Source organism: Thermostichus sp. MS-CIW-25 (assembly GCF_054060015.1).
This window is the reverse complement of the sequence record NZ_JBSSCS010000046.1, coordinates 1-19,543: the sequence shown is the minus strand read 5'-3', so window position 1 is coordinate 19,543 and position 19,543 is coordinate 1. Positions and strand designations below refer to the sequence as shown.

General features: G+C 58.5%; 12 protein-coding genes and 1 pseudogene. 7 read left to right on the top strand and 6 right to left on the bottom strand.

Translation table 11 applies throughout. The features are described from left to right. Window positions 1-135: 135 nt before the first annotated feature. A complete protein-coding gene (locus ACVWZ1_RS12675) occupies window positions 136-1,986 on the bottom strand; it encodes a M61 family metallopeptidase (protein WP_457503576.1) in 1,851 nt (616 codons plus the stop codon). A 301-nt stretch (window positions 1,987-2,287) separates the two neighbouring features. On the opposite strand from ACVWZ1_RS12675, the gene ntcA reads away from it, so the two are divergent. Both ntcA and eno read left to right on the top strand, forming a co-directional pair. Next, window positions 2,288-2,962 (top strand): global nitrogen regulator NtcA, encoded by a 675-nt coding sequence (gene ntcA, locus ACVWZ1_RS12670; RefSeq protein WP_011434093.1) that lies wholly within the window; start codon window positions 2,288-2,290, stop codon window positions 2,960-2,962. Window positions 2,963-3,200: 238 nt separating this feature from the next. Further along, the gene (gene eno, locus ACVWZ1_RS12665) at window positions 3,201-4,484 is read left to right on the top strand and encodes a phosphopyruvate hydratase (RefSeq protein ID WP_457503575.1); all 1,284 of its coding nucleotides are present in this window, start codon (window positions 3,201-3,203) and stop codon (window positions 4,482-4,484) included. Here eno and ACVWZ1_RS12660 read toward each other — a convergent pair. Next, window positions 4,481-6,568, bottom strand: a complete 2,088-nt coding sequence (locus tag ACVWZ1_RS12660) for a prolyl oligopeptidase family serine peptidase (protein ID WP_457503574.1) — start codon at window positions 6,566-6,568, stop codon at window positions 4,481-4,483. The genes eno and ACVWZ1_RS12660 overlap by 4 nt on opposite strands. A gap of 71 nt (window positions 6,569-6,639) precedes the next feature. On the opposite strand from ACVWZ1_RS12660, the pseudogene ACVWZ1_RS12655 reads away from it, so the two are divergent. After that, window positions 6,640-6,823 (top strand): annotated as a pseudogene (locus ACVWZ1_RS12655) (hypothetical protein); the annotation flags it as partial. A gap of 176 nt (window positions 6,824-6,999) precedes the next feature. After that, window positions 7,000-8,826 carry a malto-oligosyltrehalose trehalohydrolase gene (gene treZ / locus ACVWZ1_RS12650; protein WP_457503577.1) on the top strand — a complete coding sequence of 609 codons (1,827 nt, stop codon included), beginning with the start codon at window positions 7,000-7,002 and terminating at the stop codon, window positions 8,824-8,826. A gap of 62 nt (window positions 8,827-8,888) precedes the next feature. Here the strand turns inward: treZ and ACVWZ1_RS12645 are convergent, their stop codons facing one another. The 3 genes from ACVWZ1_RS12645 to ACVWZ1_RS12635 form a co-directional block, all read right to left on the bottom strand. Next, the gene (locus tag ACVWZ1_RS12645) at window positions 8,889-9,278 is read right to left on the bottom strand and encodes a hypothetical protein (RefSeq protein ID WP_457503572.1); all 390 of its coding nucleotides are present in this window, start codon (window positions 9,276-9,278) and stop codon (window positions 8,889-8,891) included. 299 nt (window positions 9,279-9,577) lie between these two features. Further along, the gene (locus ACVWZ1_RS12640) at window positions 9,578-11,104 is read right to left on the bottom strand and encodes an NAD(P)/FAD-dependent oxidoreductase (RefSeq protein ID WP_457503570.1); all 1,527 of its coding nucleotides are present in this window, start codon (window positions 11,102-11,104) and stop codon (window positions 9,578-9,580) included. Between the two features lie 19 nt (window positions 11,105-11,123). Further along, window positions 11,124-12,446: a four-carbon acid sugar kinase family protein gene (locus tag ACVWZ1_RS12635; RefSeq protein WP_457467181.1), complete on the bottom strand. Its 1,323-nt coding sequence runs from the start codon at window positions 12,444-12,446 to the stop codon at window positions 11,124-11,126. A gap of 208 nt (window positions 12,447-12,654) precedes the next feature. On the opposite strand from ACVWZ1_RS12635, the gene phoU reads away from it, so the two are divergent. The 3 genes from phoU to clpB all read left to right on the top strand — a co-directional run bounded on the left by phoU (window position 12,655) and on the right by clpB (window position 18,486). Further along, window positions 12,655-13,296 carry a phosphate signaling complex protein PhoU gene (phoU, locus tag ACVWZ1_RS12630; RefSeq protein WP_457467182.1) on the top strand — a complete coding sequence of 214 codons (642 nt, stop codon included), beginning with the start codon at window positions 12,655-12,657 and terminating at the stop codon, window positions 13,294-13,296. Between the two features lie 62 nt (window positions 13,297-13,358). After that, entirely contained in the window at window positions 13,359-15,644 is a 2,286-nt protein-coding gene (locus ACVWZ1_RS12625; protein WP_457503568.1) for a ribonuclease R family protein, read from the top strand. 199 nt (window positions 15,645-15,843) lie between these two features. Further along, window positions 15,844-18,486 carry an ATP-dependent chaperone ClpB gene (gene clpB / locus ACVWZ1_RS12620; RefSeq protein WP_414398779.1) on the top strand — a complete coding sequence of 881 codons (2,643 nt, stop codon included), beginning with the start codon at window positions 15,844-15,846 and terminating at the stop codon, window positions 18,484-18,486. Window positions 18,487-18,501: 15 nt separating this feature from the next. Here the strand turns inward: clpB and ACVWZ1_RS12615 are convergent, their stop codons facing one another. After that, window positions 18,502-18,903 (bottom strand): SaoD/DsrE family protein, encoded by a 402-nt coding sequence (locus ACVWZ1_RS12615; protein WP_457503567.1) that lies wholly within the window; start codon window positions 18,901-18,903, stop codon window positions 18,502-18,504. Window positions 18,904-19,543: the final 640 nt, after the last annotated feature.

Below are 19,543 nucleotides of genomic sequence, written 5' to 3'. Positions count from 1 at the left end.
AAGACTTCTTTACTACTGATCAATCCATCCTCCTTCCGAAGTTGGTTTGCTAAGTGCTGCTATTGTACCCCTTGAGTCCTTAACAGGCTGTACTTTTCTTTCCAGTTAACTGGATTACCTGCTTGCCTCAACATGCTAGGAGGAGATAGGTGAATTTTCAAGCAGATGGGGACCTGCCTCTGACCGAAGCTGGGCGCCGACAAGGGATCCCAGCCAGCCTTGCTGAAGGGCTTCTTGAGCAGGAGTCAGCTCAGGCAACACCTCCAACGTGTAGACATCGGGCCGAGGGGGATCCAACGGGATCCAGAAATGTTTCAACTGATCGGCTTGAAAAACGCTCAAACAAATGATCTGGTGGGGCTGATAGGCCGTCAAGCGTTCCGCCAAGTTGGCAGCGCTCACCCTGAACCCATCCAGGGCCACCAGCTCATCGCCGGCCCAGATGCCTGCTTTTTGCGCCGGGGATCCCATCTCTACTGCGCTGATGCGATTGCCCTCGCCGTTGAAATTGAGGCCCAGGTATGGGATGGGGTTGGGGCGGCTGAAGTGGGCTTTAAGGGTGAGGCCAAAGGGGTGTAGGTAAGTGTTGTAGTCTAGCTCTTCCGTGCCTTCCACATAGGCTGCGAAAAACCGGCCAAGATCGGCACCAGCTGCCCGCTCAAACGCCTCCCGCAAGTCTTGGTCGCTGTAGCCCTTCTCTGACCGACCAAAGCGCTGCCACAGATCCTGCAAAGCTGTATCCAGGGATCCCCGACCGCCGGAAAGGTGACGGATGTGCAGATCCAGCAGCCAACAGACCAAAGCCCCTTTTAAGTAATAAGAAACCTGGCTGTTGAGGGTGTTTTCGTGGGGGCGGTAGAGTTTGATCCAGGTGTCGAAGCTGGACTCCCGCAGCGATTGCACGGCCCGGCCCGGAGTACGCTGTAAGCGACCAATCTGTTCGGAAAGAACTTTTAAAAAATCGCCGGCACTGAGGATCCCTGCCCTCAACAAGATGACATTTTCGTAGTAGCTGGTCGCCCCCTCACAAAACCACAGACATTCCAGATAATTTTCCTGGTTGTAATCGATCTTTTCCAATGCCAGCGGACGCAGACGCTTGACATTCCAGGCATGAAACAACTCGTGGGCCAGCAAAGACAAAAAGCGCCGATAGGACTCCGGCTGATGCAGCTCTAGCCCAGAGTAAAGAAGGGTGGTGCTGTACTTGTGCTCAAGGCCACCAAATCCTCCCGGCGACAAATGCACAATGAACCAGTAGCGGTCGTAGGGTAGCCCACCGAAAAACGCGGCTGTGGTTTTGACAATCGCCTTAGCATCAGCGACAGCCCGCTCCACATCCAGAGTGCCCGACCCCCAAACCACAAAGTAATGGGGGATCCCTTCCACCTCAAACGATTGCACTCGATGTGGACCCACCTCCACCGGGCTATCCACCAGCTCGTCGTAGTCTTCCGCCACAAAAGACTGGCCGGAAGTGGGATCCTCAGAAGGAGAGGTCAAGGGCCGCAAACTGGTGGCGATGTGCCAATCCGGCTTGGGGGGGATCACCGTCAAGGTGTAAGGTTCCCGCTCGCGACCGGGCACGTAGAGAAACAGCGCTGCCCCGTTGAAATAGGCGTGGGTCAAATCCAGATGGTTCGTGCGCACCGTCAGCTCATAGGCATAGACCCGATAGCACACCTTCACAGCAGAAGAACCCGGCGGATCGATTTGCCAGGTATTCTTATCCACCTTCCGCCAGGCCAAAGGGATCCCTTGCTCAGTTGCCGCCTGAAACTCCTGCACATGACGGGCATATTCCCGCACCAGGTAGGATCCCGGCGTCCACACCGGCAGTCGCAGCCGCAAAGGCACCTCTGGATCCACCTCTTGGATCTGCAGTTCCACCTCCAGCAGGTGATTGGCCGGATCCGGCATCCGCACTGTGAAATGCTGGCGGCTCAGTTGAGAAGGTGCAGCAACGATAACCTCTGGGATCCCCATAGATAGATAGAATGTTCCAACCCACTCCACTCTCTACCGCCAAGGGCCGACGCAACCCCCAGCGACAATGGCTCTTATCCTAACCCCTGCTTTCGGTTGGGGATCCCTTTCTGGGGCAAAAACGAGACTCAAAAATGTAGCGCGTGCTACAAAGATGCCTGGGCAGAACCTTCTACTTTAGGGTAAATCTTGGTATCATCATCGATTCTGAAGTCAATGGGTTGCAACCTAGCCTAATGCTTCTAGATTGATCTTAGTAGGTTGATCTTAGGTATAAACTGACCTTAAAAGGTTGATGAGTATGGCGGTGGCCGTAGCGGAAAAATCTCTGATCACAGCCTTCAAGCAATTGGGAGGCCCTCACCATCCTCCGGTTATCGAAACGTTCGAGCGCGGGAAGACCATTTTTTTTCCAGGGGATCCGGCGGAGCGGGTTTACTTTTTGGTGAAGGGAGCCGTTAAGCTCTCGCGGGTCTACGAAATGGGGGAGGAAATCACCGTTGCCCTCCTACGCGAAAACAGCATCTTCGGCGTGCTCTCCTTTATCACGGGACAGCGCTCCGACCGCTTTTATCACTCGGTGGCTTTTACACCTACCGAGTTACTCTCTCTACCGATCGAGCAGGTGGAGAAATCCCTACAGGAGAACGCCGAACTGGCCATGTTGCTGGTTAAAAGCCTGTCGTCTCGTATCTTGCAAACGGAGATGATGATCGAGACGCTGGCTCATCGCGACATGGGATCCCGTCTGGTCAGCTTTTTGTTGATTCTCTGTCGCGATTTCGGGGTGCCTGGCCCAGATGGGGTCACCATCGATCTCAAGCTGTCTCACCAGGCCATTGCCGAGGCCATTGGCTCAACCCGCGTCACCATCACCCGCCTGTTGGGAGAGCTGCGCAAGAAGAAGTACATCTCCATTCACAAGAAGAAGATCACCGTACACGACCCGATGCGGCTGAGCCATCGCTTTGCCTAGAAGGAAGAGGAGAACACTTCCTGAGCAGCACCTTGCCCAGGCAAACCCCGCTCGACGGCTGGTTGAAGCTCTGGCCGGCCTATGTTCAATCTACTGCTGCAGCCTTGAAGAATCTCTGTGCCCGAAGGACAGACTTAAAGTTTTCTGGAAGCTGACCGGATCGCGGGCAAAAACCTACTAGTCTATGGGGGGATCTGGCTTTGGCCAGAGCTATCTAGCCAATTGCTGAGGTGTAACTGTGGAAACAGCCATCGAGTGGATTACCGCCCATGAGATCCTCGACTCGCGAGGGCGTCCCACCCTAGAAGCCCTGGTGGGTCTAGCCAATGGGGCAACGGGCTTGGCGCAGGTTCCCAGCGGTGCTTCGACCGGCACCTTTGAGGCCCACGAGCTGCGGGATGGGGATCCCAAACGCTACGGCGGTAAGGGCGTGCTGAGGGCGGTGGAAAACATCCTTGGCCCCATCCAGTCGGAGCTGCAGGGAGAAGATGCCCTCAACCAAGCCCGTATTGACCAGTTGCTGATCGACCTGGACGGCACCCCCAACAAGTCCCGCCTGGGGGCCAACGCTATTTTGGCAGTTTCTCTGGCGACAGCCAAAGCGGCTGCGGAAGCAGTGGGCTTGTCTCTTTACAAATACCTGGGGGGGCCCTTTGCCAACCTGCTGCCGGTGCCGCTGATGAACGTGCTCAACGGCGGCGCCCACGCCGACAACAACGTCGATATTCAAGAATTTATGCTTGTGCCCATTGGAGCGGCCAGCTTTCGCGAGGCGCTGCGCTACGGGGCTGAGGTGTTTGCGGTACTAAAACAAGTGCTGCAGCAGAAGGGGCTGTCCACCGGTGTGGGGGATGAAGGGGGGTTTGCTCCTGATCTCGACTCCAATGCGGCGGCTTTGGATCTGCTGATGACGGCTATTGAACAGGCAGGCTACAAACCGGGAGCAGATATCGCCTTGGCCTTGGATGTGGCCGCCAACGAGCTGCTGCAGGATGGGCAATATCACTTTGAGGGCAAAGCCCACAGCGCGGCTGAGATGGTGGCTTACTACCAGCAACTGCTGGCCAACTATCCCATCCTTTCCATTGAAGATGGGCTGGCGGAGGAAGACTGGGCCGGCTGGCAAGCCATGACCGCTCAACTGGGATCCCGGGTACAGCTGGTGGGAGATGACCTGTTTGTAACCAACCTGACCCGCCTGCAAAAGGGTATCGACAGCGCCGCCGCCAACGCCATTTTGATCAAGCCCAACCAAATCGGCACCCTGACGGAGACCGTCTCGGCCATCCAATTGGCAGTTCAAGCCGGCTTTCGCACCATCATCAGCCACCGCTCTGGCGAGACGGAAGACACCACCATTGCCGACTTGGCGGTGGCCACCCGTGCCGGGCAGATCAAAACCGGATCCCTCTGCCGCAGCGAGCGCATTGCCAAGTACAACCAACTGCTGCGCATCGAAGACGAGCTGGGGGAAGCGGCAGTGTATGCCGGTCGGGTGGGCCTGGGTCCTAGAGCTCGCTAACTTCCCGTTCCGTCCCAGGGGATCCCTAGCACCTGCACCAAAAAGGCCCAGCGGTCGGCAGCTTCCTCAATCAGCTTGCTGGTGGGCTTGCCGGCCCCGTGCCCTGCCTTGGTGTCGATGCGGATGAGGATGGGCTGGGATCCCCCCTGGGCTGCCTGCAGGGCAGCGGCAAACTTGAAGCTGTGGGCGGGCACCACCCGGTCGTCGTGATCTGCGGTGGTGATCAGGGTGGCGGGATAGGCAGTGCCGGGCTTGAGGTTGTGCAGAGGGGAATAGGCGTAGAGGGCCTTGAATTCCTCCGGGTTCTCCGGGGATCCGTACTCGGAGATCCAGGCCCAGCCGATGGTGAACTTATGAAAGCGCAGCATGTCGAACACCCCCACGGCGGGCAGGGCTGCCGCAAAGAGATCCGGCCTTTGGGTCAGGCAAGCCCCTACCAAGAGGCCGCCGTTGCTGCCGCCGGAGATGGCCAACTTGGCGGGGTTGGTGTAGCCATGGGCTATCAGCCACTCGGCAGCGGCAATAAAGTCGTCGAACACCTTTTGCTTGTTGAGCTTGGTGCCCGCCTGGTGCCACTCTTCTCCGTACTCGCCGCCGCCGCGCAAACTTGGCTGGGCATAGACACCGCCCATTTCCAGCCAGGCCACCAGACCCACTGAAAAGCTGGGGGTAAGTGAGATGCCAAAGCCACCGTAGCCATACAGCAGAGTGGGGTGATCCCCTGTCCGAGTCAGGCCACGGCGGTGGACGAGAAACATGGGGATGCGGGTGCCGTCTTTGCTGGTGTAAGACACCTGCTGCACCTCGTAGGCCTGGGGATCGAAATCCACCTGGGGCTGACGGAACAGGGTGCTGGTGCCGCTGGTGAAATCGTAGCGGTAGATGGTGGGCGGGGTAGTGAAGCTGGTAAAGGTGTAGAAGGTCTCGGTGTCGTAGCGCTTGCCGCCAAAGCCGCTGGCGGATCCCAGCCCGGGCAGCGGGATTTCTCCTAGGTAGGTGCCGTCTAAAGCAAAGGTCTTGATCTGGGTGTGGGCGTCTTTGAGGTAGAAGGCCACAAACTGATTGTTGATCAAGCTAACCCCCTGCAGGGTCTCCTCCGCCTCGGGGATCACCTCCTGCACCTGGTCAGGCTGCTCCAAGTCAATCGCCACCAGTCGCCGCCGAGGAGCTTGGCAGTCCGTCAACAGCCAAAAGCGGGATCCGTCGTTGCCCACGAAGCTGTATTCGGCCTCAAACTCGCGGATGAGCTCTACTACAGGAGACTGGGGATCCCGCAAGTCTTTGTAGAAGATGAGGTTTTTGGGATCCGTGCCCCGCCAGACGGAGATGATGAGGTAATTCCCATCTTCAGTAACCCCGCCGGCAAAGCCCCACTCTTTTTGGTCGGGGCGGTGATAGACCAAAACATCTTCTGACTGGGAGGTGCCCAGGCGGTGGTAGTAGAGCTTCTGGAAGTAGTTGGCGCTTTCGTATTCGCTGCCCGGGGCTGGTTCGTCGTAGCGGCTGTAGAAAAATCCTTGTCCATCCAGCGTCCAGCTTACTCCCGAGAACTTAATCCAGCGCAGGTGATCCGGCAAATCCTCGCCGGTCTCGATGTCCCGCACCTTCCACTCTTGCCAGTCGGAGCCGGAGCAGGAGAGGCCATAGGCTAGATACCGTCCAGCGTGCTCCGCACCGCTGTCGCGAGCGCGGCTGATGGCAATGCCCGCTAGAGCCACCGTGCCGTCTTCCGAGAAGGTGTTGGGATCCAGCAAAACCCGCGCCTGGCCCTCTAGACTTTCTTGGGTGTAGAGAACGCTCTGGTTTTGCAGGCCGTCGTTTTTGAAGTAGAAGTAGCGGCCCCCTTCTTTGAAGGGCTGGCTGTATTTTTCATAGTTCCAGAGCTGGGTCAGGCGTTCTCGGATCCGCTGCCGGGCTGGGATCTGCTGCAAGTAGTTAAAGGTAAGGTGGTTTTGCGCCTCAATCCAGGCCCGCGTTTGCTCCGAATCCAGATCCTCCAGCCAGCGGTAGGGATCCGGCACCGGCTGCCCGTGGTAGATGTCCACAACAGTGGGATCGGGATAGCTGGGCGGGTAGTTGAGCATGAGACCTAAGCGCTAGAGCATGACTCTAGTCAATAATAAGCTCAACTATACTGAAAATAATGTATAATATGTTCAGTACGGATTACTACCAGTTGATCTTTCTGTTTACTTTCGAGTCTGCCAACATGGTAGCCAAAGCAAAGCAGAAAATTGGTAGTAAGACGACACGGAAACTGCGCTTTGGGTATTCTACTCAAAGCTTTGCGGGATACCGCCATTCTGGTTGGAAACAAACAGAATGCTATCGCTGCATAGTTGAACAGTGATGTTCAGCAGTGTTCAGCGTAAATGTATCAGACCCATTCCACTATGGCAGAGGAGAAGCCAAAAACCCACTCTCCGGCTTTTGCCAGGCATGCTCGCTATAGTGGAAGCCGAGTTGCGGGATAGATTCTGTGTTGCAGGCTTCTCCTTTCTTCCAGGCCGGGCGGATGGGCGCCTATCCCCTGGGCTCAGGCTGCTATCACTTCTCGGTGTGGGCGCCCTTGGTTGAGCAGGTGGAGCTGAAGCTGCTCAGCCCTGTCCAACGTTGCTTTACTCTAGTGCGGGATGAGCAGGGCTATTGGCAGGGGGAGGTGGACGGGATCCCACCTGGGCCAGTGGACTACCTCTACCGCCTGCACACCCAGGCAGGGGTAGTGGAGCGACCAGACCCGGCCTCCCGCTGTCAACCGCATGGCGTCCACGGCCCTTCGCGGGTGGTGGATCCCCACTTCGACTGGCAGGATCAGGGGTGGAAGGGGATCCCCCTGTCTCAGTGGATCCTCTACGAGCTGCATGTAGGCACCTTTACCCTCGAGGGCACCTTTGCTGCTCTGATCCCTCGCCTGCCGGAGTTGGTGGAGTTGGGGGTAAACGTGCTGGAGCTGATGCCGGTGGCCCAATGCCCGGGGGGACGCAACTGGGGCTACGACGGTGTTTATCCCTACGCGGTGCAGACCGCCTATGGGGGAGCTGAAGATCTGAAAGCCCTGGTGAACGCCTGCCACCAACTGGGCTTGGCCGTCATCTTGGACGTGGTCTACAACCACCTGGGGCCGGAGGGGAACTACCTGCGGGATTTTGGCCCCTACTTCACCGACAAGTACCACACCCCTTGGGGGGATGCCCTCAACTTCGACGACTGCTATTCTGACGGCGTGCGAGAGTTTTTCCTACAAAACGCCGAGTACTGGCTGGAGGAGTTTCATCTCGATGGGCTGCGGCTGGACGCGGTGCATGCCATCTACGACTTCAGCGCCTACCCCTTCTTGCAGGAATTGGCAGAGCAGGTGGATGCCCTAGAAGCTCGCACTGGCCGGCCCAGGGTTCTCATTACCGAAAGCGACCTCAACGATGTCCGCCTCATCACCCCCCGAGAGCAAGGGGGCTACGGGCTAGATGCCCAGTGGTGCGATGACTTCCACCACTCACTTCACACCCTGCTTACCGGGGAAAAGACAGGCTACTACCAGGACTTTGGCGAATTGGAGCACCTGGCCAAGGCTTACCGGGAGAGCTACGTTTATTCTGGCCAGTACTCCTGCTACCGCGCCAGGCGTCACGGCAACTCCGCTGTTGGGCGACCGGGATCCCAATTTGTTGTCTGCATTCAAAACCACGACCAGGTGGGCAACCGCAGGCTGGGAGAGCGCCTTAGCCAGCTCACCTCTTTCGAGGGCCTCAAATTGGCTGCCGCTGCCCTGCTGCTAGCTCCCATGCTGCCGCTGCTATTTATGGGGGAAGAGTATGGGGAAGTGGCGCCATTTCTGTATTTTGTCAGCCACGGGGATCCCGACCTGGTGGAAGCGGTGCGCCAAGGACGCCGCCGCGAGTTCAGCGCCTTTGCCTGGCAGGGAGAGCCGCCGGATCCCCAAGCTGAGGAGACTTTCCTGCGCTCCAAGCTCAATTGGGACTTGAAAAAAGCCGGTCACCACCAGGTTCTCTGGAAGTGGTACCAGGCCCTGATCCGGCTGCGCAAAACCCAGCCGGCCCTCCAGCATCTGGAGCGGGATGGAGTGGAAGTGGAGCTGTTTTCGGGCGCTGGCCTTGCCCTGCACCGCCGCCACGGATCCCAGTCTTTGCTTGCCCTTTTCAATTTCAGCCCCGATCAGCCAGTCACCTATACCCAATGGCCCAGCGGCACCTGGGAAAAACTTTTGGACAGCCATGAGACCCAGTGGTTGGGCAAGGGATCCCAACTGCCGGCAGAAAGCCAAGGGGATCCGGTTGAGGTACTGGGCTATGGGGTGGGCCTCTATGGTGCTTTGCACCGCTAACGCAGATGGCTGCGGCCAGAAGGGAAATCTCGACCGCTCCAGACCTGGCAAACGGAAACGGTCTAGCCGATCTTCGCGCCGCGGAAATAGAGGGAGTCAGGCAAGGGCCTGCGGGCGAGGCTGGGATTTCGGGAAGGTTTGCTCACCGGTTGGCCGCGATAGGTCAGCTTGGGCTTGGCAGGGTTGCCCGTAGGAGCAGCCTCTGGTTGGGACTGCACGGGTACGCCCGGCGACAGTTGAGCCCACACTTCCGCGTGATTCTCAAACTGCACCACAATGCTAAGAAATCCCCTTTCAATGTCGGCGCGACAGGCAGATATCGCGTCTTGGGCGCGTTTGTACACTTGCCGAAGGGTGTAGAAGTGATTCTGAAACTTGATCACCTCCACCAAACCCTGAGGAGTCGAAGCCCAGAAGCCACTGTCTGTATCGCTGTAGTCGAGAATAACCATGGCTAACTCCTACACTGACGAGTGGATGGATAAAGAATTCCCAACTCTTCCACTATGGATATCAAACGTCATGAAACGTAATGGTGAGCTTGATCACATTGACAATGTTTCGATATCTCTTGAGTGTCTTGATTGCAGCTATGTTGAATTACAGTAGTGCAACCGCTCCTTGGCTCTCAACTTTCCTCTTCCTAATGAGATAAAAACTGCGAGTTAGGGCCTCGGCGGTGCAGATTGTCAGGGGAACGTCTCAAGCTCGTTCAAAGCCCCTATTTTCAGATAGAATATCTACAGAATCACTATGGAAATAACTTGTAATCTTGACCGCAGCCGTAGCGCCAAGCCTCGCGGCGCCGCTTCCAGAAGTAGTCCTGGGGGTTGGTTTCCGGCTCCGGGCGATCCGTTAGCCTTTGCAGCAGCTCGTAGAGGCCAAGGGCGCCAAAGTGGCCCGCCCATGCCACCAGCTCCGGCAACCCCAACCGAGGCAAAAGTCTGGCTACCAAGCTGGGATCCCGACTCATCGCCCCCCACAGGGCCTGGGCCAAGCCGCCGAACTGCACCACATCCTGCAAAAAGGGCTGCACCACCTGGGGGCCGGCGGCAAACATGGCCTCAAACACCCTGCTCAACAAGCGGTTAATGCTATCGGGATCCCAGGTTTTCTCCCGCAGAGGGGGAATCATGGCCTTCTGAAATAGCCAGGTCACGGCCAAGTTGGGCTGGTAGGGTTGCAGCAGGGCCAGGGCTGCCTGGTTCAACTGCCGTTGCGCCAGGGCCTCGTGGATCCCCTGCTGTAGGCGATCCAGGTGGCGCAACATGGCGCCAAAGCCGCCAAAGCTGAGGGGAGACTGGCTGCCACTGCTGTCCCCCACTGCCAACAGGCGATCCCAAGGCAGTTGCAGCGGGCTACGGCGGTAAGCGGGAAAAACGCCACATAGCTTGCGCACCCAGCGGATCTGGGCCAGCTCCACCCCCTGGTAGGCTGGCAGCAGCCGGCAGTAATCCCGCCAGAGCTGCTCTAGACTAGGCCGCTCCGGATCTCGGTCGCAGTAGGTGAACAGATAGGTGGTGCGCCCATCGCGGGCAGGGAAAGCTTCCCAAAAGGGCTGGTAGCCGTTCTGGGCTGGGGTAAAGCTGTAGAAGAGATCTCCCGTGGGTTGGTCGGGCAGCCCCTGGGCACAGGATCCCACCACCAGACAGACGCTATCTGGCGGCTGCCCTTGGCGAGCCTGGGCCGCGATGGGCGAGCGGTGCCCCATGGCATCCACCAGCAGTTGAGCACGGATCTGTCCCTTGGTGGTCTGGAGGCAGATCCCATCGGGGTGAACGGTGGCACTTTGAAAGGCAGTCTGCTCCCACACTTGGCCCCCCCAGGCCAGGAAATGCTGCTTGAGGAACTCCAGGAGGCTGACTGGATCCACGCCCACATTCAGCACTCCCTCCACCCACCAGTGGGGGCCCTCCCCAAAGCCAATCCGCCCCCTCGGGTAGTGGGTAACCTGGACTGCCTCCCACTCGGGCGGGGTAAGCAGCTCCAGCTCTAACAACACCTGCAGCTCCTGGTGTGAGGTGTTCCACTCCTGCTCCCGCCCCCGCAGGATCCCGCGCTCCAGCAGGATCACCCGCCAGCCCCGCTTGGCCAAAGCCGCTGCCAAGAAGATCCCCAGGGTGCCACCGGCAATGACAACATCCACCTCCCAGCTGCCCAAGCTCTGGGAAGCCTGCTGCACGACTGTCGGCGGTAACTCCCTCCGCCTCTGCCGCAGGGATCCCCACCAGGCATCCGAGGCGGGCAAGGCTTCCGGCGGGGGGACAACTTCAGCCATCGGCAGGAGGAACTTCACTCTAGACCAAGCCCCGACTTTTGAGGCGACGATGAATCAAAACCAGCGTATCCGCCTCGCCGACATTGCCCGGAAACAACACCACCGGCAGGTTGGGAAAGCGGGGATGATCGGACGGGGTGATCACCATCGAGATCCCAGGGTAGACTTGCCCCAGCAGACGCACCGCCGGCAAGTTGAGGCCAGTGCTGAGGGTGTCGTTGGAGGTGATGCCACCCTTGCTGATGAGGTAGCCAATTCCCGGCGGCAACCCCTGCACCACGCCCATCAACAACCGCGAAACCTTCTGTCCAAAAGCCAGGCGCCTTTCCACGGAGCCCTTTTCAAAAGTCAGTTCCTCCCGGCTGGTGTAGACCACCGGCGTCAGACCCTTCTCGTAGGCGCTGTGAACTTGGGCCAGGATCCCTGGCAGCAGCTCCGCGTCGGGATCCAATAGTCGCCTCACCTCCACCTCGATGCCTTGGGTTTCAGGCTCCTGCAGAAGGCGGGCCAACTGCTGGCTGGACTTTTGCACGTGGGATCCCACGATCACCACCCCCGGTTGAGAGGAGCGAACAAACTGCCCCATCTGTTCCGGGGGAACGGGTTGTGGCGGCAACTGGGCCAGAGCCGTCAGGAGGCTGGCGGCACTGCGAAACAAAAAGCGTTTGCCTTGAGAGGCTGCCGCCAAAACATCTTGGGCAAACCGATCCAGATCCGCTTGAGTTTCTCCATCCACTACACAGCAGATATTCCCCTGCAAGGCCAGCAGCCGCGGCAAACAGCCAGAGCGAATCTGCTCCAGGGTAAATCGCTCCACTTGGTCAGCCCGGATCCGCCCCTGTGTTTTCTCCTGCACATAGTCCGGCAAATAGCTGTGGTGGTAGGCAAACACCGAGTCGCGGGCAAACTCCGTCTCATGCACCGGCACCCAGCGCTCCCCCACCCGTAGGTAGTGGACACTGTTGCGGGTGATGCGCCCTCCCTCAAAAAAGGCCGGCACCAGAAAATGGGCATCAAAAGGCCCCAGCTCTGCTGCCATCACATCCGTTTCCAGGGGGTAATGCCCCCGCAGCGTCGAGTCGGAGCGGCTAACAAAAAGGGCCCGCTCCCACCCCAGCTCCCCCATGGCCTGCTTGAGGGCCCGGCAGACCGACCGCGTCACCTCTTCGGCCTTGGCCGGCGGCAGGGATCGGGTGTTGGTGAGGATAAAGCGAATTGGCGAGCTATCCTGCAACCCCAGCTTCAAAGTCTGCGGATCCCAGCGGGTGAGGAGCAGGCAACTGTGAACGGTTTGGGATCCGGTGGGATCATCGTCCAACACAACGATAGGGGGGAGAGCCATGAGACCGTCTCAATCGACAAAGCAACCCGAGAACTCCAGAGGACGAATCCCCCTCAGAGGGCAACCGCTGTTCTCATCTTCGCCTAAGTTGGCCGTCTTCCCTGCCCCTATTCCAGGCGAAGTTTGCCATGATTGAGATCAACTGGCTCTGTTGAATCCAAAACGACTGCAGACATTTCCCCCCTGCCCACATTCATGGGAGAAAGCCATGGGGCAAGCCGAGCTGCAACTTCACATCAAACGGGTACAGCAGGACGTGCTGCGCATGGGGGCGCTGGTGGAAAAGTCGGTGGTCTTGGCCCAGCAGGCCCTGTTTGAACAGAACTTGGCCGCCGCCGAACAGGTGATCGCCCAAGACAAGCAAATTGACCGTTTTTATCGTCAAATCGAGAAAGACTGTATTAATTTGATTGCCTTGCGCTCCCCGGTGGCGCGGGATCTGCGCTGGATCAGTACCCTGATGCAACTGGTACGCGATCTGGAGCGGATTGGCGACTACGCCAAAGATTTGGCCGAAGTGGCCCTGCGCTTGGTCATGTACCCGCCGCCCCCGGAGCTGGGTCGTATTCAGGTGATGATGCAGCGTTGCCAGAAAATGCTCAGCCACAGCCTGGTGGCCCTGACAGAATTGGACGCCGACCTGGGCCGACAATTGAAGCAGGAAGACGACGCCGTTGATGAAGACTACACCAACCTTTACAATACGTTGGCGCAGCAGTCGGACATCAGAGGATCGATCGAGCCTATCCTGTTGATGTTGCTGGCGATCCGCTACCTAGAACGTCTGGCCGACCACAGCACCAACATCGGTCAGCGGGTAGCTTTTATCGTCACCGGCCAGCGTGACTAACGCCAACGGGTTGGGTCTTGCGATGTCTTAACCCCTCTTTTTCTTTTTTGCCAATACCCAAAATGGACTTCTCTCGAATTTTTCAGCATTTTCTCTCTCAGCCTCCCGATCAATTGACCGACAAAGATACTCTTCTTGCCCTCTTGCAGTCCCCCGACCCAGAAGCGCCGGAAATGCTGGAGATTGCCCTCGATGGCCTGGTGCGGGCTGGGTTTCTGGAACGATCCGGGGATCCCCCTCGCTATCGGCGCAAGCCGGACGAATCTTTGGTGGTGGGGCGTTTGCGCTGTTCCAGCAAAGGCTTCTGCTTCGCCATTCGGGACGAGCCGGGGGTGGAGGATGTGTACATCCACGGCAGCAACCTCAGCGGCGCTTGGAATGGGGATCAGGTGTTGGCGCGGGTCACCAAAGATGGCAACCGTCGCCGCAGCCCTGAGGGAGAGGTGGTGGCCGTTGTGGAGCGGGCCAATTCTGCCCTGGTGGGTCGCCTCAAACAGACGGAACAGGGTTTTCGGGTGGTGCCCTTGGACGACCGGCTGCTGTTCGAGCTGGCCCTGACGGAGGGATCCCCTGTCGAGCTGGCGGAAGGGCGGGTGGCCTATGTGGAGGTGAATCGCTACCCGCTGGGGGATCTGCCCCCAACCGGAACCATTCGCAAAATTTTGGGCGACGGCCCAGAGGCCTCCATCGATGCAGATTTGGTCTGTTGCAAGTACGACCTACCGCAGGAGTTTCCCGCCCCGGTGTTGGAGGCAGCAGCAGCTCTGCCCAAAAAGCTCAGCCGCTCTGACCAAAAGAGCCGCCGCGATCTGCGCGATTGGTTTTGCATCACTTTGGAGCCTTTGGATCTGCAGCATCCCCACGGCTTGGAACCCAACGTGGCTGTTTCCTTGCAGCGGCAAGAGAATGACCACTGGCTGCTGGGGATCCACATTGCTGACGTGGCCCATTGGCTGGATCCCGACCACCCCTTGGAGCAAGAGGCTCAGCAGCGGACGGCCACCGTCTACCTCGATACGATGGTGCTGCCTCTCTTTCCGCCGGAGGTGCACAACCGCCTGGCTCTGTTGCCACAGCAGGAGCGCTTGGCCTATTCACTGCTAGTGACCCTCGACCCAGAAGGGGTGGTACAAAACTTCGAGATCTACCCCAGCCTGGTGCAATCGCGGGCTCACCTGTCCTATGGTCAGGTGCAGGCTCTTTTGGCCACCACCGCCGACTTGGGCCCCGACGAAGAAGTGCCGGAGTTGATGGCCCTGCTGCAAAATCTGCTGCGCCTCAGCCAGATCCTGCGGGCCAAACGTCACCAGGCGGGGGGATTTGACCTGCCCCTGTTGGATTTGCTCACTCCCCACTCTGCCGATGAAAGCAGCTATGGCCCCCTCTTGATCAGCGATCGCCTCGGCGCCCATGCCCTGATGACGGAAATTCTCCTGCTGGCCAACCAAATCCTGGGCCACCATTTGCGCCAGTTGGGGATCCCTTCTTTGGCCCGCGTGCAGCCTGCCCCTGCCGCCGAGGCCCTGCAGAGCTTTTTGCGCCTGGCCAATGCCATGAAGCTGGATCTGAATTTGCAAGATCCCGCTGTCGTAACTCTGGCGGACTGGCAGCGGATTTGTGCCCGCATCACCGCTCCCGATGTGTTGGCCTCTGGCGCGAGCCCGGCCTTGGTGGCGCAGATGCTGGCCACCTTGCCCCCGGTCGAGTATCGTCTCCAGCCTCTGGAAGAGCAACTCGGCCATTTTGGGTTGGGCCTCAAAGAACCCTACGCCACCTTTACGGCCCCCTTGCGCCGCTATGCCGACTTGCTCAATTTGCGTGCTCTGCACCTGGCCCTGAGCAAAGGACGCGATCGCCGCAGCTCTCGCTCCAAAACCGTGGTGGATCTGCACGGCCCCAGCGGCTACGGCCAAATCGACTGGCAGGTGTTGCCGCCCAAGGTGCAGGAGGAATGGCAGGCGTTTCTCCAGGCGCAACTGCCCAAAATTCAGGAGGGGTACCGGATCCGGCAGCAGGCGGAACGGGAGCTGATGGGCCTGAAGCGCTCTGAGTTCATGCAAAAGCACCTGGGAGAGGTGTTCCCCGGCCTGATCATCGGCGTCCAGAACTACGGCTTTTTTGTCCAGGTGGATCCCATCTTGGCGGAAGGCTTGGTGCGGGTCAGCACCCTGAAAAACGATTGGTACGAGTACCGCAGCCGTCAGCAGGCGCTGGTGGGACGCAAGAGTCGGCGCCAGTTTCGCCTGGGGGATCGGGTGGAGGTGCAGATTAAGAACGTGGATTACTACCGCCAACAAATTGACCTGGCGGTAATCGGGGAAGGCCGTCCCTACGAAGAAGAAGAATAAGGCGGGGATCCCTCCATGGATCGCAGCTGGAGAGGACGGTTGTTGCGAACTCTGGCTCTGGCAAAATAGGCGATACCTAGATCAGGAAGGTCCTACCGGAGCTTCCGGCACCCAGCTCTACTGCCCCGAAAGAGTCCAGGGTGCTCCCTGTGTCTGTATTGCCTTCCTATACTGAGTAGCAAAGCTCTGCCGAACTTCTATGCAGCCCACCAATCCCAACCAATTTACCGAAAAAGCTTGGAGCGCCATTGTCCAGTCCCAAGATGTGGCCCGGCGGCACCAGCAGCAACAGTTGGAAACCGAGCATTTGCTGATCTCCCTTCTGGATCAAGAAGGGGGGCTCACCCAAACCCTCCTGCAACGGGCAGGTATCGATCCGAGGCTGGTGCGGGATAAAGTGGAAAGCTTCATCAACCAGCAGCCCAAGTTGGCGCGGGTGGATCAGCTCTACTTGGGTCGCGGCCTGGAAACCACCCTAGATCGCGCCGAGGAATTCCGCAAGGAATACGAAGATGACTTCATCTCGGTGGAGCACTTGTTTTTGGGATCCCTGCAAGATGAGCGGGTGGGCAAGCGGGTCTTGGCACCCCTGGGCCTGACGGTAGAGCGCCTCAAACCGGTCATCAAAGAGGTGCGAGGCAAACAGCGGGTCACCGACAAAAACCCCGAATCCCGCTACGAAGCCCTGGAGCGCTATGGCCGCGATCTCACCCAGGCGGCCCGCGAAGGGAAGCTGGACCCGGTGATCGGGCGAGATGACGAGATCCGCCGCGTCATTCAGGTGCTCTCCCGCCGCACCAAAAACAACCCCGTCCTCATCGGCGAACCCGGCGTGGGGAAAACAGCCATTGTGGAGGGCCTAGCCCAGCGCATCAACCGGGGAGATGTGCCGGAGTCTCTGAAAAACCGGCGAGTCATTGCTCTGGACATGGGCGCTCTCATTGCCGGGGCCAAGTACCGCGGGGAATTTGAAGACCGCCTCAAAGCTGTGCTCAAAGAGGTCACTGAATCCGAAGGCCAGATCATCCTCTTCATCGACGAGCTGCACACCGTTGTCGGCGCCGGGGCCGGCGAAGGGGCCATGGATGCCGGCAACTTGCTCAAACCCATGCTGGCGCGGGGCGAGTTGCGCTGTATCGGCGCCACCACCCTGGATGAATACCGCAAGCACATCGAAAAAGATGCGGCCCTAGAACGCCGCTTTCAGCCGGTGTACGTGGATCAGCCTTCGGTGGAAGATACCATCTCCATCCTGCGCGGCCTCAAAGAGCGCTACGAGCTGCACCATGGGGTCAAAATCAGCGACTCCGCCTTGGTGGCGGCAGCGGTGCTCTCCAACCGCTACATCTCCGAGCGCTTCCTGCCCGACAAAGCCATCGACCTGGTGGACGAGGCGGCGGCCAAGCTGAAGATGGAGATCACCTCCAAGCCCGTCGAGCTGGACGAGATCGACCGGCGCATCATGCAACTGCAGATGGAGGAGCTCTCCCTGAAAAAAGAAGATGATGCTGCCTCTAGAGATCGCCTCAGCAAAATTGAGCAGGAGCTGGCCAACCTGACGGAGCGACAACGGGAGTTGAATGCTCGCTGGCAATTTGAAAAAGAGGCTATCGAACGCCTGCAAAGCCTTAAAGCCGAGCGGGACGCCGTCAAGCTTCAAATCGAACAGGCTGAACAAAAATATGACCTCAACCGCGCTGCCGAGCTCAAGTACGGCAAGCTGATGGAATTGGAGCGGCAAATCCAAGAGCAGGAGGCTCACCTGGCCAAGCTGCAGACCAACGGCGAGCCGCTGCTGCGGGAGCAAGTGACTCCTGAAGATATCGCTGAGATCGTCTCCCGCTGGACCGGGATCCCAGTCACCAGCCTGATGGAGTCGGAAAAGCAGAAGCTGCTGCGCCTGGAAGCCCATTTGCACCAGCGGGTGGTGGGCCAAGACGAGGCGGTAGCCGCCGTAGCGGCAGCCATTCGGCGCGCCCGGGCCGGCATGAAGGATCCCAATCGGCCCATCGGCTCTTTCCTGTTCATGGGGCCCACTGGCGTGGGGAAAACCGAGCTGGCCCGTGCTTTGGCGGAGTTCCTCTTCGACACTTCCGAGGCGATGGTGCGCATCGACATGTCCGAGTACATGGAGAAGCACTCGGTCTCTCGTCTAATCGGAGCTCCTCCAGGCTACGTGGGCTACGAAGAAGGCGGGCAGCTCTCCGAGGCGGTGCGGCGACGCCCCTACTCGGTGGTGCTGTTTGACGAGGTGGAAAAAGCCCACCCGGATGTCTTCAACATCCTCTTGCAGGTGCTGGACGATGGCCGCATCACCGACTCCCAAGGGCGGACAGTGGACTTCAAAAACACCATCATCATCATGACCAGCAACATCGGCAGCGACCTCATCCTGGAAATTGGGGCCGATGAAAGCCGCTACGAGGAGATGAAAACTCAGGTGCTGGCCATGCTGCGGCACCACTTCCGACCGGAGTTCCTCAACCGGGTGGACGAGCTGATCATCTTCCACGCCCTCACCAAAGAGCAAATTCGCCAGATTGTCGGCCTGCAAATGCAGCGGGTGGAAAAGCTGCTGGCAGATCAGCAAATCGAGATCCTGCTCACCGAAGAAGCCAAGGACTACCTGGCAGAGGTGGGCTACGACCCAGTGTTCGGGGCCCGTCCCCTGAAGCGGGTGATCCAGCGGGAGATCGAAAATCCCATTGCCACCAAGCTGCTGGAAAACGAGTTCCTACCCGGCGACCGCATTTTGGTGGATGTAGCCAACGAGCGGTTGATCTTCCGCAAGATCGGCTCTCAGCCCAGCCAAGAGCCGCCGGCGGCTGTGGCCGTCAGCTAAGTCGGGGTCCTTCCGTCAAAGCGTAATCACTTGGTCAGGTGGGTTGTCCTTCAAGGCCTCGTAGAGGTCAGGGAAACAGCCCACCTGCACTCCTTTGACGACGTTTTTGGGAACGCACCGAGCTGGCTCTCTGCGCCCGCGTCCTTGAGCGTCGCACCAGCGGGGTTCCCCTTCGGCTAAGTTGCGCTCCAGAGCGCACATGTCACACATCATCAGCAGGATGTTTTGCTCTTGGGCAACTTTGGCCAAGCGCTCGCCAATGGGATCCCCCTGCCGCAAAACAAAGCAGTTGTCGTCGAAAAAGAACATGCCCACCACCTCCGCTCCATGCACCCCTGCTTCTAGCTGAGGCAGGATCATCTGGCCCAATTTGTAGGTGCCGCAGCGGGGATGGGTGAACACGTAGGCAACTTTCATGAGGCCCTCCTTGCTGTTCTCAATTTTGATTATCAATGATTATCATTTTCAGAGTAACACGAGTTTCTGGGCCAGAGTTGCCGGACCCAGCAGGCCGAGGTGGAGGTTCATTGCGAACCTGCTTGAGACTGTTCCTGATGCCTTTGTGCTGTCCAGCTCCTCTCCCTTCGCAGGAGAGGGAAGTTACGATTATTTCGATTCAAACCAGGACGCTGCACCCACACCTAAAACGTTGGTCGCGTTGTCGCGTCAGCGTTGCGGAGCAATAATGCGGCGGGCCAGAAGGCTTTTCTCAATAGCCCAGGCGTCTCACCCTAACCTGAAATGACTACAGATTGTGGGTTTACTGAGGACACGGCCAATTATTCAGTGGCATTTCTCACTTGAGATGCGGGAGGGGTTTTCTGGCGGGTTGTCAGGATTTGGGGTTTCTAATTGCCAAGGCTGCTCTCGGAGTTGCTCTATTGAACCACTAGGTTGTGTTGATCTTCCATTTGAGCCAAAAGAGAGCACTGACGAGATAGAGAAAACTCAAGAAGTTCCTGGCCAATTTGTCAAAACGAGAACATAGATGCCGGTACTGCTTTAACTTATGAAAAAAGCATTCGATTAAATGCCTCTCTTGATACAGATGCTTGTC

What these genes read in the sequence shown, in the direction of transcription:
- phoU (WP_457467182.1), top strand. Translation starts at nt 12,655, where the DNA reads ATGGGGCAAGCCGAGCTGCAACTTCACATCAAACGGGTACAGCAGGAC.
- ACVWZ1_RS12645 (WP_457503572.1), bottom strand. Translation starts at nt 9,278, where the DNA reads ATGGTTATTCTCGACTACAGCGATACAGACAGTGGCTTCTGGGCTTCG.
- ACVWZ1_RS12615 (WP_457503567.1), bottom strand. Translation starts at nt 18,903, where the DNA reads ATGAAAGTTGCCTACGTGTTCACCCATCCCCGCTGCGGCACCTACAAA.
- ACVWZ1_RS12640 (WP_457503570.1), bottom strand. Translation starts at nt 11,104, where the DNA reads ATGGCTGAAGTTGTCCCCCCGCCGGAAGCCTTGCCCGCCTCGGATGCC.
- treZ (WP_457503577.1), top strand. Translation starts at nt 7,000, where the DNA reads ATGGGCGCCTATCCCCTGGGCTCAGGCTGCTATCACTTCTCGGTGTGG.
- ntcA (WP_011434093.1), top strand. Translation starts at nt 2,288, where the DNA reads ATGGCGGTGGCCGTAGCGGAAAAATCTCTGATCACAGCCTTCAAGCAA.
- ACVWZ1_RS12675 (WP_457503576.1), bottom strand. Translation starts at nt 1,986, where the DNA reads ATGGGGATCCCAGAGGTTATCGTTGCTGCACCTTCTCAACTGAGCCGC.
- ACVWZ1_RS12635 (WP_457467181.1), bottom strand. Translation starts at nt 12,446, where the DNA reads ATGGCTCTCCCCCCTATCGTTGTGTTGGACGATGATCCCACCGGATCC.
- clpB (WP_414398779.1), top strand. Translation starts at nt 15,844, where the DNA reads ATGCAGCCCACCAATCCCAACCAATTTACCGAAAAAGCTTGGAGCGCC.
- ACVWZ1_RS12660 (WP_457503574.1), bottom strand. Translation starts at nt 6,568, where the DNA reads ATGCTCAACTACCCGCCCAGCTATCCCGATCCCACTGTTGTGGACATC.
- ACVWZ1_RS12625 (WP_457503568.1), top strand. Translation starts at nt 13,359, where the DNA reads ATGGACTTCTCTCGAATTTTTCAGCATTTTCTCTCTCAGCCTCCCGAT.